Annotated in this window: 11 protein-coding genes; 7 read left to right on the forward strand and 4 right to left on the reverse strand. The window is 73.7% G+C overall.

Annotated elements, in window-relative coordinates; genetic code table 11:
- Positions 1-72: 72 nt before the first annotated feature.
- Together DK419_RS17450 and chpT are read right to left on the reverse strand one after the other, a co-directional pair.
- Positions 73-2,835: a hybrid sensor histidine kinase/response regulator gene (locus tag DK419_RS17450; protein ID WP_109960207.1), complete on the reverse strand. Its 2,763-nt coding sequence runs from the start codon at positions 2,833-2,835 to the stop codon at positions 73-75.
- 191 nt (positions 2,836-3,026) lie between these two features.
- Positions 3,027-3,710 carry a histidine phosphotransferase ChpT gene (chpT, locus tag DK419_RS17455; RefSeq protein WP_109960208.1) on the reverse strand — a complete coding sequence of 228 codons (684 nt, stop codon included), beginning with the start codon at positions 3,708-3,710 and terminating at the stop codon, positions 3,027-3,029.
- Positions 3,711-3,872: 162 nt separating this feature from the next.
- Between chpT and DK419_RS17460 the strand changes: the two genes are divergently transcribed.
- Positions 3,873-4,724 (forward strand): 3'(2'),5'-bisphosphate nucleotidase CysQ family protein, encoded by an 852-nt coding sequence (locus DK419_RS17460; RefSeq protein ID WP_109960209.1) that lies wholly within the window; start codon positions 3,873-3,875, stop codon positions 4,722-4,724.
- 5 nt (positions 4,725-4,729) lie between these two features.
- On the opposite strand, the gene DK419_RS17465 is transcribed toward DK419_RS17460, so the two are convergent.
- Positions 4,730-5,212: a hypothetical protein gene (locus DK419_RS17465; RefSeq protein WP_109960210.1), complete on the reverse strand. Its 483-nt coding sequence runs from the start codon at positions 5,210-5,212 to the stop codon at positions 4,730-4,732.
- A gap of 103 nt (positions 5,213-5,315) precedes the next feature.
- Here DK419_RS17465 and DK419_RS17470 point away from each other — a divergent pair, with 103 nt between their 5' ends.
- The 3 genes from DK419_RS17470 (at position 5,316) to DK419_RS17480 (ending at position 7,617) form a co-directional block, all read left to right on the forward strand.
- Positions 5,316-6,032 (forward strand): DUF1134 domain-containing protein, encoded by a 717-nt coding sequence (locus DK419_RS17470; RefSeq protein ID WP_245442503.1) that lies wholly within the window; start codon positions 5,316-5,318, stop codon positions 6,030-6,032.
- 142 nt (positions 6,033-6,174) lie between these two features.
- Positions 6,175-7,080, forward strand: coding sequence for a coiled-coil domain-containing protein (locus DK419_RS17475; protein ID WP_109960211.1), 906 nt, complete (start codon positions 6,175-6,177; stop codon positions 7,078-7,080).
- Between the two features lie 303 nt (positions 7,081-7,383).
- The gene (locus tag DK419_RS17480) at positions 7,384-7,617 is read left to right on the forward strand and encodes a 3',5'-cyclic-nucleotide phosphodiesterase (RefSeq protein WP_425352595.1); all 234 of its coding nucleotides are present in this window, start codon (positions 7,384-7,386) and stop codon (positions 7,615-7,617) included.
- A gap of 46 nt (positions 7,618-7,663) precedes the next feature.
- Here DK419_RS17480 and DK419_RS17485 read toward each other — a convergent pair whose 3' ends face one another.
- The gene (locus tag DK419_RS17485; RefSeq protein WP_109960213.1) at positions 7,664-9,772 is read right to left on the reverse strand and encodes a hybrid sensor histidine kinase/response regulator; all 2,109 of its coding nucleotides are present in this window, start codon (positions 9,770-9,772) and stop codon (positions 7,664-7,666) included.
- A 316-nt stretch (positions 9,773-10,088) separates the two neighbouring features.
- Here DK419_RS17485 and lptM point away from each other — a divergent pair, with 316 nt between their 5' ends.
- The 3 genes from lptM (at position 10,089) to DK419_RS17500 (ending at position 12,131) form a co-directional block, all read left to right on the forward strand.
- Complete coding sequence (lptM, locus tag DK419_RS17490) at positions 10,089-10,454, forward strand: LPS translocon maturation chaperone LptM (RefSeq protein WP_109960214.1); 366 nt, start codon at positions 10,089-10,091, stop codon at positions 10,452-10,454.
- A gap of 112 nt (positions 10,455-10,566) precedes the next feature.
- Positions 10,567-11,838 (forward strand): diaminopimelate decarboxylase, encoded by a 1,272-nt coding sequence (lysA, locus tag DK419_RS17495; protein WP_109960215.1) that lies wholly within the window; start codon positions 10,567-10,569, stop codon positions 11,836-11,838.
- Between the two features lie 101 nt (positions 11,839-11,939).
- Complete coding sequence (locus tag DK419_RS17500; RefSeq protein WP_109960216.1) at positions 11,940-12,131, forward strand: hypothetical protein; 192 nt, start codon at positions 11,940-11,942, stop codon at positions 12,129-12,131.
- The last annotated feature ends 39 nt before the right edge of the window (positions 12,132-12,170 follow it).

A 12,170-nucleotide genomic window follows, 5' to 3' on the forward strand; every position in this document is an offset into this window, starting at 1 on the left:
GGGTCGTGAGAACGGATCGGGCGGTGGCGGCGCGTCCGGACGCTTCGCGAGCGTCGGACGCGCCGGCGGGGCTCACGCCGCGGCGTCGAGGGGCGCGCTGGCGATCTCGTTGACCGCCGCGACGAGGCCGGAGCGGTCGAACTTCGCCACGCAATCGGCGACGCCGAGCGACCGGGCGCGGGCGATGGCGTCCGGCGCCATCGTGCCGGCGAGCGCCACCACGGGCATCTGCGCGAGGCGGCCTCCGCCCTTGCGCATCGCCTCGATGAGGTCGAAGCCCGAGCGGCCCGGCATCTCGAGGTCGCAGACCACGAGGTCGAGCGGGGCCTCGCCGTCGAGGTGGCGCAGGGCCTCGGCCACGTCGCCGGCCTGGGTGACGCGGAAGCCCGCCGCCTTGAGCACCGGGGTCAGCATCTCGCGGAAGAAGGCCGAGTCGTCGACGAGGAGCACGCTCGGGGCCTTCGGCACCGCGCGGTGCGAGGGCTGGCCCCAATCGTCGTGGGCGAGCGGCAGGTAATGGGCGATGTTGACGATCTCGGTCGCCCGGTTGCGCACCACCGCCGAGCCGATCAGGTCGGAGCGCTCGTTGACCAGCTCGACGTCCAGCACCTCGTCGACGATGTCGACGATCTCGTCGACCACGAGGCCCATCGAGCGCTCGCCGTCGGAGAACACCACCAGCGCCTGGGCGCCCTCGCGCTTCATCGCCTGGCCCGGATCGGCCGGGACGAGCGGCATCAGGCGGCCGCGATACTGGATCAGCGGGCGCCCGCCGACCCACTCGATCTTGGCCGCGTCGATCTCCTCGAGGCGCGTCACCAGCGAGAGCGGCACCGCCTTGAGCGAATCGCCGCCGCCCTTGAACACGAGCAGCGTCACCGCCTGATCGGCCCCGTTCTCCTCGCCCTCGGCCTCCGCCTCGACCTCGCCGGGCTGGCCGCTCGCCGTGCCGGAGCCGACCATCTTGGCGACCCCGTTGGGGTCGATGATCAGCACCACCGCCCCGTCGCCCAGGATGGTGTTGCCCGAGAACAGCGGGATGTGGCGGAGCTTGGAGGACATCGGCTTCACGACGATCTCCTCCGTGTGGAAGACACCGTCGACCAGGATGCCGAAGCGCTGGCGCCCGACCTGGCTCACCACCACGAAGCCCTCGTCGCCGGAGGCCGGGGCGTCGGCGGCGTCGAGGCCGAGCATGCCGGCGACCGGCACGATCGGCAGCAGCCGGTCGCGCAGGCGCAGCACCGGCGAGCCGTTGATGCGCTCCACCGCGTGGTCGGTGCCGGGCTGCACCCGCACCAGTTCCAGCACCGAGACCTGCGGGATCGCGAAGCGCTGCTCTCGGGCCGACACGATCAGCGCCGCGACGATCGCCAGCGTCAGCGGGATCTTGATCGTGAAGGTGGTGCCACGCCCGAGCTGGGTCTGGATGTCGATCGTGCCGCCGATCAGCTCGATGTTGGTCTTCACCACGTCCATGCCGACGCCGCGGCCGGAGACCGAGGTGACGGCCTTCGCGGTCGAGAAGCCGGCGTGGAAGATGAACTTCGCCACCTGGGCGTCGGTCATCCGCTCGACCTCGGCCTCGGTCGCGACACCGCGCTCGACCGCCTTGCGGCGGATCGCCGACAGGTCGAGGCCCTTGCCGTCGTCGGCGATCTCGATCGTGATCGTGCCGCCCTCGTGGAAGGCGTTGAGGCGGATCGTCCCCTTGTCGGGCTTGCCGGCGGCCTTGCGCTCCAGGCCCGACTCGATGCCGTGATCGGCCGAGTTGCGCACCATGTGGGTGAGCGGGTCCTTGATGACCTCGAGCACCTGGCGGTCGAGCTCGGTCTCGGCGCCCTGCATCACCAGGTCGATCTTCTTGCCGAGTTCCGACGACAGGTCGCGCACCACCCGCGGCAGCTTCTGCCAGGCCGAGCCGATCGGCTGCATGCGGGTCTTCATCACCCCCTCCTGCAGCTCGGCGGTGACGTGGGAGAGCCGCTGCAGCGGCACCTTGTAGTTGCCGTCCTCGTGCCGGCGGGCGATCTCGAGGAGCTGGTTGCGGGTCAGCACCAGCTCGGACACCATGGTCATCAGGTGCTCGAGGGTGTCGACGTTCACCCGGATCGTCTGCACCTTGCCGACCGGGGCGCCGTCGCCATCGGCGGCGGGCTGCTCGGGCCGGGGGGCCTCGCCGCGCGCCGCTTCGGCGCGCGGGGCGTCCGAGCGCGCGGGCTCCGCGCGGCGGGTCTCGGCCGGCGCGGGCTCGGGACGGACCGGCTCGGGGGCCGGCAGCGGGGCGGGCGCCGCGAACTCGGCCTCGGGGCCGGGCGTGTCGCGGAAGGCGCGCTCGAGGTCGTCGAGGGAGACCTCGCCGGGCTTCAGGGCCCGCTCGAGAATCTGCGGCACCAGGGTTCCGGAGGCCGAGGGGGCTGCGACCGGGGTCGCGACCGGCACGGGCTCGGGAGCGGGCGCCGGCTCCTCGGACATGCGCTCGAGGGCGCCGATCAGGTCCTCGTCGATGCCCGCGGGCTCGGCGCCGGTGCGCTCGAGCTCGGCCAGGATCAGCTTGATCCGGTCGAGGGTCTGCAGGATCAGGCTGACGGCCGGGCTCGTCACCGGCATGCCGTCGCGGAACTTGCCCATCAGGGTCTCGGCCGCGTGGGCCAGCGCCTCGAGGCGCGGCAGGCCGAGGAAGCCGCAGGTGCCCTTGATGGTGTGCACCAGCCGGAAGATGTTGCGCAGGATCGTCTGGTTGTTCGGATCCTGCTCGAACCGGACGAGTTCGAGGTCGACAGTGTCCAGGTGTTCGCCGGATTCTGTCAGAAACTCACGCAACAAATCGTCCATCGCGGCCACTCGTCGATCCACGCAGGATCTCTGCGCAGAGCCACGCTGCCATGCGAGCCTTTATGATCCGTTGCCGCGATGGTGCAACACCCGCGGGATCCGGCGGCAATCCCCTTTGACGACAGGAGAAACGTGCGGTTCCACGGTCCGCGTGGGCGCGGACCGTGGAGGTTAGATGCCGTAAGGGCCGCTCAGACTTCGGTCTCGGCCTCGGGCTCGACGTCCTCGCCGGGTCCGGCGGTCTCGGCCCGGATCGTCACCGTGTCGCCTTGAATCGAGAACCGCACGGCCATCCCGGCGGCGCGGGCGACGAGGCCGGCATAGAACGGCTGGATCGCGTGGGCGTCGACGGTGCCGCTCTCGGGCTCCCCGGCGATCAGCGCCTCGACGTGGGGCGGGATGCGGGCATAGGCGCCCTTGGCGGTGAGGACGAAGACCGGCGCCTCGCCCTCGCCGGTGACCGCGACGTCGATGACGCCGCCGCGGGGGATCGCCGTCACGGCGATGACCACGAGGTTGAGGAGCAGCTTGACCTTGTTCTTCGGGAACAGCGCCCGCGGCGCGCTCCAGGTCAGCTGGGTCTTCTCGTCGCCGAACATGCCGCGCGACACGTTCTCGGCGTCGGCGAGGTCGATGCTGGCGCCCGCCGAACCCGCCGCCCCGAAGGCGATGCGGGCGAATTGCAGCCGGGCGGAGGCCTGGCGGGCGCTCTTGCGGATCAGGTCGAGGGCGAAGTCGCGCATCTCGGCGCTGTCCTCGTCCTCCAGCACCTCGAGGCCGTTCACGATGGCGCCGACGGGGCTGATGACGTCGTGGCAGACCCGCGAGCAGAGCAGCGCCGAGAGGTCGAGGGCGTCGAGGGTGACGGTGGTCATGGGCTTACGCTCCGCGGGGCCGGGTTCGAATCGAATCGCCGCGGCTCCCGCCACGGTTTGCCGGCACGGATAGCCGCCGCGCGCCGGTTTGAAAAGGCGATCGCGCGCGCCGCGGCCCGCCGGTGGATCGACAAATCCGGCGGCGCCGGGCATGACGGGGCCATGACACCGACCCTGGCACTCGACACCGTGCCCAATCCCTCCGAGCGCGACGCCATCGCGCTCCGGCTCGCCGGGATCGCCGCCGTCGCCGGCGTGATCCTGAGGCAGTACGAGCTCGGCGGCTGCCGCCACCACCTCAAGCCGGACGGCTCGCCGACGAGCCAGGCCGACCTCGCCGCCGAGGCGCAGATCGTCGCCGATCTCGCCCGCGACTTTCCCGGCATCCCGGTGATCGCCGAGGAGACCGCCGCCGAGGCCGCTCCCGCCGCCCTGTTCTTCCTGGTCGATCCCCTCGACGGGACCAAGGACTTCCTCAAGGGCACCGGCGAGTACACGGTCAACATCGCGCTCGTCGCCGGCGAGCGCCCGGTCGCGGCGGCGCTCGCCGCCCCGGCCCTCGCCCGGCTCTGGGCCGCCGGCGCGCACGCCCTCGAGGCACCGATCGTCGAGGGCCGGCCGGGGGACTTCCGGGCGGTCGCGGCGCGGCCCGTGCCGCCCGAGGGCATGACGGCGCTCGTCAGCCGCAGCCACGGCGAGGCGGCGGACGAGGCGTGCCTCGCCGGGTTGCCCGTCGGCGCGCGGCGCGGGGTGTCCTCGGCGCTCAAGTTCGGGCTCCTCGCCTGCGGCGAGGGCGACGTCTACGTCCGCTGCGGCCCGACGATGGAATGGGATACGGCCGCGGGCGACCACATCCTGACCCAGGCCGGCGGCTGCCTGGTCGGACCCGACGGGCGCGCCCTCGGTTACGGCCGCCGGCCCGGCCAGTACCGCAACGGTCCCTTCGCGGCCTTCGGCGACCCGTCGCAGGCCGCCGGCGCCGTGCTGCCGACGACGGGCCCGGCCCGGTCCTGAGGCTTTCAGCCGCCGATCAGGGCGTCGCGCCGCAGGCCCGGCCAGCGCGCCTCCGCCGCGTCGAGGAGCGGAGGCCCGGCCTGCGCCCGGCGCTCGGGATCGCGGAACAGGTAGAGCCGGCCGTCGTGCAGCGCCGCCACCAGGGGGCTGGCCTCGACGAGGCGGCCGGCGGCCACGCCCTCCGGGTCGCAGCCGCCGAGCCGCGGGGCGTAGGCCTCGGGGTCCCGCGCGAAGGCGCCGCGATTCGCCGCGCCCGAGAAGCGCCAGACCAGGCCCGACCAGGTGAATTCGTGCGCGCCCGAGCCCGGCACCGGCTCGGGGCCGAGCCGGTAGGAGACCGGATCGAAGCCGCGCAAAGCGATCCCGTTCAGGGGATCGGCGCCGTAGAGGGCCGGCACGCCGAGGGGAGTCTCGGCGCGGGCCGGCCGGACCGCCAGGGCGGGCACGAGCGACAGCAGGCCGCGCCGCGTTAACCAGATCTTGCCCATATCCGCAGCATCTGTGGCATCCCGCCGCCCGTCCGCGCCGGGTCCCGAAGGCCTCCGGCCGCTCGGGGTCGGCCAGGACCTTCTAAGCCGGGACGCCTAACGAATGCTCTCAGCCTCCTCCGCCTCCAAGTCCCGACCAGAGTCGTCCCGGCCAGAGTCGTCCCGGCCGGCCTCCACATCCCGGCCGGCATCGTCCGGCAGGGGATCCGGGACCTCCCGGCAGGCGCCCAGCCTCCCGCGCCGGCGCCTCCTCGCGGCCCTCCTCGCCGCGCCCCTGGCGCTCGCCGCCCTCCCCGATCCCGCCGCGGCGCAGCGGCGCGGCGGGCCCGGCGACCCGGGCACGTTCCAGCCGCGGGAGATCATCGATTCGGGCCACCAGTTCTTCGGCTCGGTCTCGCGCGGCCTCGCCCTGACGGTGCAGGAGGCGACGCGCCGCTGGGGCGAGCCCAACGGCTACATCCTCGGCCAGGAGGCCTCCGGCGCGATCATCGGCGGCGTGCGCTTCGGCGAGGGGACGCTGTTCACCCGCAATGCCGGCCAGCGCAAGGTGTACTGGCAGGGCCCGTCGCTGGGCTTCGACGTCGGCGGCGACGGCGCCCGCAGCATGATGCTGGTCTACAACCTGCCGCGGGTCGACGCGCTCTACCGCCGCTTCGTCGGCATGGACGGCTCGGCCTACGTGGTCGGCGGCTTCGGCATGTCGGCGGTCACCGCCGACAACATCGTGGTGGTGCCGATCCGGGCCGGGGTCGGCGCGCGCTTCGGGATCAACGTCGGCTACCTCAAATTCACCGACGCGCCGACCTGGAACCCGTTCTGATCGGCCCGCTTACCGCTACGCTGGTCCTCGCCGCGATCCCGTGGCAGGGTCCGGCCGCGACGTCCCGGCCGGGGCGTCCGCCGACCGTCGCAACCGTCCGGGCGCTCCTCCGCCGCCCGGACGCCGAGAGAGTATCGCCCGGGTGATCGAATCCCTGATGTTCGCGGCGCTCGGGTTCCTCGGCGCCAGCCTGTGCGCGCTGCTGATCCTGCCGGCGCTCAATGCCCGGGCCGAGCGCCTGACGCGCCGCCGGCTCGAGGCGCTCTACCCGATGTCGATCGTCGAGCTGACCGCCGAAAAGGACCACCTGCGGGCGGAGTTCGCGGTGCGCGAGCGCCAGCTCGAGCGCCGCGTCGAGGAGGCGCAGGCCGCCCGCCGGGCGGAGATGGAGGAGATGGGCCGGCGCACCGTCCGCATCGGCGCGCTCACCACCGAGGTCGAGCGCCGGGACGCGCGGCTCGCCGAGGTCGACCGCGACCTCGTCGAGGCCCGCGGCGGCCTCGCCCAGGCCCAGGGCGAACTCGCCGAGGCCCGCACCGCCCGCGCCGCCGCCGAGGAGGCGATGCGGGCGCTCGAGGGTCCCTACCAGCGGGCTTTGTCCGAGCTCGCCGCCTTGCGCGGTGAGGCCGAGGCCCTGAGCCGCGGCCAGGCCGAGGCCGAGACCGCCCGCGGCGTCGCCGAGGAGCAGGCCCGGGCCGCCCGCGTCCGGGTGGCCGCGGCGGGCGAGAGCGTCGCCAGCGCCGCCCGCGAGCAGATCCAGGCGCTCGAGGACGCCCTGACCGACCTCAACGCCCGCCACGCCGCCGAGGCCGAGGCGGCGCAGGCCGAGCTGGCGCGGGCACGCGACGAGATCGCGCGGCTGCGCGAGGCGGTGCGGACGGGTGGCGCCCCGCCGCCGGAGCGCGTCGTCGCCGAGAACGCCGCGCTGGAGCGCCGGATCGCCGAGGTGGCCGATGCCCTGCTGCAGGGGCAGGGCCGGGCGGAGCCGCGGCTGCCCCAGGCGACCCCGCTCCAGACCCCGCGGCCGACGCCGGCGGCGGCCGGCTGAGCCCCGGGCGGCCGGCCGCCCCCTCCGCGTCCCGCTCGCCCGCCTTGTGCTCTGCGGCACATCGCGGCGAAGCCGGGCGGCGGACGGCCGGGGCGAGCCGGCGCGGAAACGGACCGGAAACAGACGGCAAGCCATTCGGAAATCGGCGTTTTCCGGCGCGGTCGGCTCTTGCCGGCGCGACCGCGTCGATGTCGCGCGCCGGCCTCCATCGCCCGGCGGCCCTTGTCAGGTCGCGTGATTCGGGCCATTTCGCTGCCACCTCCCACGCTCTGCAAGGCTTCGACAGACATGATGCTCAGGCCGATGTCGCTCGCCCTCCTGACCGCCGGCAGCCTGATGCTGCTCGCCGCACCGGCCTCGGCCCAGCGGGACGACCCCAACCTGAAGAAGTACTGCACCGGCGACTACATGACCTATTGCGGCAACCTGCCGCCGGAGAGCCCCGAGGTCGACCGCTGCTTCGAAAAGAACATGAAGAAGATCTCGGTCAATTGTAAGCGCGCCATCGACTACTACGAGCAGACGCACAAGAAGTAGCGACCGGCATGAGGACGGGAGCGGCGGCCCGGGCAGCGGGCCCCGCTCACGCCGAGGCTTCGGCCCGGCTCGCGGCCTCGAGGGCCTCGGCCAGGGCCTCGATGGTGAAGGGCTTGCGCAACACCGTCTCGCCGGGCGCCGGCTGGGGTCCTTCCTGCGCCTCGTCCCGGGGATGGCCGGTGGCGAAGATCACCCGCAGGTCGGGCCGCCGGCGGCGCGCCTCGGCCGCCAGCGTCGGCCCGTCGATGCCCGGCATCACCACGTCGGTGAACAGCACCGTCACGTCGCCCTCGCTGTCGAGAGTGGCGAGCGCCGCCGCCCCGTCGGGGGCCGTCAGGGTGCGGTAGCCGAGTTCGCCGATCGTCTCGGCGCTGGCCAGCCGCACCGCCGCGTCGTCCTCGACCACCAGGACGGTCTGCCGCGACCGGCCGGGCACCGTGGCGGCAAGACGCCCGCGTGCGGCGGATTCGACGGGGATACCGTCCCGGCTCACCGGCAGCGTCAGCTCGATCGCGGTGCCCTGCCCCGGCTGGCTGTCGATGCGCACGCGCCCGCCGGACTGGGTGACGAATCCGTAGACCTGGCTCAGGCCGAGACCCGTGCCGCGCCCCTGCGGTTTGGTGGTGAAGAACGGCTCGAAGGCCCGGGCGACGACCTCGGGCGGCATGCCGGTGCCGGTGTCGCGCACCGTGACGCAGACCGCCGCCGTACCGTCCGCGAGGGTGCCGTGGGCGGTCTCGAGGGCGAGCCGCCCGCCGCCCGGCATCGCGTCGCGGGCATTGACCGCGAGGTTCAGGATCGCGTTCTCGAGCTGGTTCTGGTCGACGAACACCGCCGGCGGATCGGCCATCAGCCGGGTCTCGACCCGCACGGTCTCGCCCAGCGTCCGCCGCAGCAGGTCGACCATGCCGGCCACGAGGCGGTTCGGGTCGGTCGGGCGCGGCTCGAGCGGTTGCTGGCGGGCGAAGGCGAGGAGGCGGTGGGTGAGCTTCGCCGCCCGGTCGGTTCCGTCGAGGGCGCCGGCGATGAAACGGCCGACATCGGTATCGCCCCGGGCGATGCGGCGCTGGACCAGCTCGAGCGAGCCGGTGATCACCGCGAGCAGGTTGTTGAAGTCGTGGGCGATGCCGCCCGTGAGCTGGCCCACCGCCTCCATCTTCTGCGCCTGGCGCAGCTGGTTCTCGGCGGCCAGCCGCTGGGCGTGCTCGCGCTTGAGGTCGGAGAGCGCCTGCTGCTCGGCCCGGGCCCGGGCGAGCGCCAGCCAGGCCATCAGCACCAGGGTCAGGGCCGACACGGTGGCGACGAGGCCGTAGACCCGCAGGTTGTCGTACCAGCGGTCGAGGGCGACCGCGGTCTCGACCGAGAACGCGACCTCGACCGGGTAGTCGCCGATGCGGCGCCAGGCGTAGAGCCGCTCGGCCTCGCCGGGCGGGGTGCCGGTGGCCGCCCCGCCCTGCGGCCGGGCGCGGATCGCCCGCAGCAGGGGATCGGCCGGCGCCAGCCGCTCGTCGACCTCCGGGCCCGGCGGCTCGCGCACCAGGATCGCGCCGTCGGCGCGCAGGAGCATCGCCCGGTGGTCGGTCGGCGCGGCGACCTCGGCGTAGAAGCGGGCGAAGTACTCGGTGCCGAGGGCGATCACGATCACGCCGTCGAAGCGCCCGTCGTCGGTCGAGCGTCGGCGGCTGACCATGAAGGCGGTCGAGCCGTCGGCCTCCCGCACGGCGGGGCTGACGTAGATGCCGATGTCGCGCGGGCGGTGGACCGAGAAGATGTCCCGCTCCGCGAGGTCGCGTCCGAGGTCGCCCTCGCGGCTCGAGGCCTCGATCCTTCCCTTCGGATCGACCACCCACACCGCCCGGGCCTGGGCGAGCGGCGCCTTCAGGCTCGCCAGGAAGCCGCCGGTGGCGCTGGCCGAGATCTGGCTCCAGCTGCGGTCGAAGACGTAGTCGTCGACCCGGTCCATCGCCAGCTCGGCGGTGTCGAACACCTTCGAGGCGTGCTCGTGCATCACCGCCGCGGTGCGGACCACGGCGCTGTCCTCTTCCCGCAGGACCTCGGCCCGGTTCCACCACGCCGCGCCCACCAGGACGACGCACGGCACCAGGAAAGCCGCTGCGACGAGGAGCTGGTGCAGCCGCACCGTCGAAAGGCTCACGGGACACTCACAAACGCGACGGAAGCCGACGCGGCGATCGACCGGAAGCTTAACCGTCCGTTAACGGATTGGCGAGGGATCCGATCGCCGTTCCGTCTCCCCGGCGCTCGCGGCGACGCCTTTCCCGGGCGGTGTGTCGCCCGGGCATCGGCGGTCCCCCGAAGGAAGGACCGTCCCGGCACTCTCCGGGACCGCGTTCCAACGCCCCCTTAACGGCCACGCTCGAATGCCGCGCAACGCCGGCCTGCCCGGGGCTCGCCGTGCGGGGCGCGGGCCGCTATGGTGCCGCCGCCACGCTTGTCCCCGGATCTCGCCCGTGTTCCGTACCCGTACCCTCGTCCTCCTCGGCCTGATCGCCCTCTCGGCCGCCGCCTGCGGGCGGCGCGGTCCGCTCGAGCCGCCGCCCGCGGCGGCACCGGCGGCCCAGCCGTCGACCGGCAAGCCGCAGGCGGGCGTGCCGGGCAGCGGAGCCCGGCCGAAGACCGGGGCCGCCGCGGTCAACACGCTGCCGGGCGGCGTCGGGCTCGCGGCGGGCGGGGCGGCCCCCGACGCCGAGGACGAGCTGCCCTCCGCCGCCGTCGCGGCCCCGACCGGGATTCCGGCCCCGACCGAGTCCTCCTCGCGCCGCCGCAAGGGCTACGTGATCCCCCGGGAGCCCTTCCCCCTCGACCCGCTGCTCTGACCCGCCGGGCAGGGTGCCAAGGCCGGCCGCTTTCGTGTAGAGGGCGCGTCTCGCGCCCGGCTCGGGCGCGGCTCAGCGCCCGGATCGTCGGTCACCTCCCAGGTCACCTCCCATGCACCATTTCCATTACCGCGACGGCGTGCTCCACGCCGAGGACGTCGACCTGGCACGGCTCGCGGGCGCGGTCGGCACCCCGTTCTACTGCTACGCCTCCGCCACCCTCGAGCGGCACTACCGGGTCTTCGCCGAGGCCTTCGCCGGCGACGACGCCCTCGTCTGCTACGCCATGAAGGCGAACTCGAACCAGGCGGTCCTCGCCACCCTGGCGCGCCTCGGCGCCGGCATGGACATCGTCTCGGAGGGCGAGCTGCGCCGGGCGCTCGCCGCCGGCGTGCCGGGCGAGCGGATCGTGTTCTCGGGCGTCGGCAAGACCGAGCGCGAGATGGCCGCCGCGCTCGATGCCGGCATCCTGTGCTTCAACGTCGAGAGCGAGCCCGAGCTGGAGCTGCTCTCGCGCGTCGCCACCGCCAAGGGCGCGACGGCGCCGGTCTCGATCCGGGTCAACCCGGACGTCGATGCCCGCACCCACGCCAAGATCTCGACCGGCAAGTCGGAGAACAAGTTCGGCATCCCGATCGCGCGGGCCCGCGAGGTCTACGCCCGCGCCGCCGCCCTGCCGGGCCTGTCGCTCGTCGGCGTCGACATGCATATCGGCAGCCAGATCACCGATCTCGCGCCCTATGACAACGCCGCCGCCCTGCTCTGCGGCCTCGCCCGCGACCTGATGGCGGCGGGCCACAGGCTCCACCACGTCGATTTCGGCGGCGGCCTCGGCATCCCCTACCGCGACGACAACGCGCCCCCGCCCGACCCGGCCGCCTTCGCTTCGGTGCTGCGGCCGCATTTCCGGCCGCTCGGCCTGCGGCCGGTCTTCGAGATCGGCCGGATGATCGCCGGCAATGCCGGCGTGCTGGTCACGCAGGTCCAGTACGTGAAGCACGGCGAGGGCCGCACCTTCGTCATCGTCGATGCGGCGATGAACGACCTGATCCGCCCGACCCTCTACGAGGCCTACCACGCCCTGCGGCCGGTCGCCGAGCCGAAGCCCGAGGCCGCCCGCCTCACCGCCGACGTGGTCGGCCCGGTCTGCGAGAGCGGCGACTACCTGGCGCTCGCCCGCGAGATGCCGGAGGTCAAGCCCGGCGACCTGATCGCCGTGATGTCGGCGGGCGCCTACGGCGCGGTGCAGGCCTGCACCTACAACACCCGGCCGCTGGTGCCCGAGGTGCTGGTGCGGGGCTCGGACCACGCGGTCATCCGCCCGCGGCAGAGCTACGAGGAGCTGATCGGGCTCGACCGGGTGCCGGAATGGCTGAGCGCCTGAACGCTCGCGCGCCGATCGTTCAAATGCGACGGAATTTTCGAACGAGGCCGCCAGTCCTCGCGGGCTAACGTCCCGGCATATCACCGGGAGGACCCCACGCGATGGCGCCCCAAGGCAACCTTCTCGCCCGTGCCGAGGCCGTGGTCGAGCGCGCGTTCCGCATCGCCGCGGAGCACGAGGCGACCCTGGCCCGGGCCCGCCACGCCGTGCAGCCCCTGCGCGAGGCGGCGGAACGGCAGAACGCGAGCGGCCTGCCCGCCCGGACCCGGTCGCGGGACGAGCGGTCGGCCTGAGCCGATTTGACCCGCTGGCCGGTCCGGGCCGGCGTGGTA

Source organism: Methylobacterium terrae (assembly GCF_003173755.1).
GTDB classification, from domain to species: Bacteria; Pseudomonadota; Alphaproteobacteria; order Rhizobiales; family Beijerinckiaceae; genus Methylobacterium; species Methylobacterium terrae.

Coding starts and splice junctions, on each gene's coding strand:
- DK419_RS17500 (WP_109960216.1), top strand. CDS start 11,940: ATGGCGCCCCAAGGCAACCTTCTCGCCCGTGCCGAGGCCGTGGTCGAG.
- DK419_RS17450 (WP_109960207.1), bottom strand. CDS start 2,835: ATGGACGATTTGTTGCGTGAGTTTCTGACAGAATCCGGCGAACACCTG.
- DK419_RS17470 (WP_245442503.1), top strand. CDS start 5,316: ATGCTCTCAGCCTCCTCCGCCTCCAAGTCCCGACCAGAGTCGTCCCGG.
- lysA (WP_109960215.1), top strand. CDS start 10,567: ATGCACCATTTCCATTACCGCGACGGCGTGCTCCACGCCGAGGACGTC.
- chpT (WP_109960208.1), bottom strand. CDS start 3,710: ATGACCACCGTCACCCTCGACGCCCTCGACCTCTCGGCGCTGCTCTGC.
- DK419_RS17480 (WP_425352595.1), top strand. CDS start 7,384: ATGTCGCTCGCCCTCCTGACCGCCGGCAGCCTGATGCTGCTCGCCGCA.
- DK419_RS17460 (WP_109960209.1), top strand. CDS start 3,873: ATGACACCGACCCTGGCACTCGACACCGTGCCCAATCCCTCCGAGCGC.
- DK419_RS17465 (WP_109960210.1), bottom strand. CDS start 5,212: ATGGGCAAGATCTGGTTAACGCGGCGCGGCCTGCTGTCGCTCGTGCCC.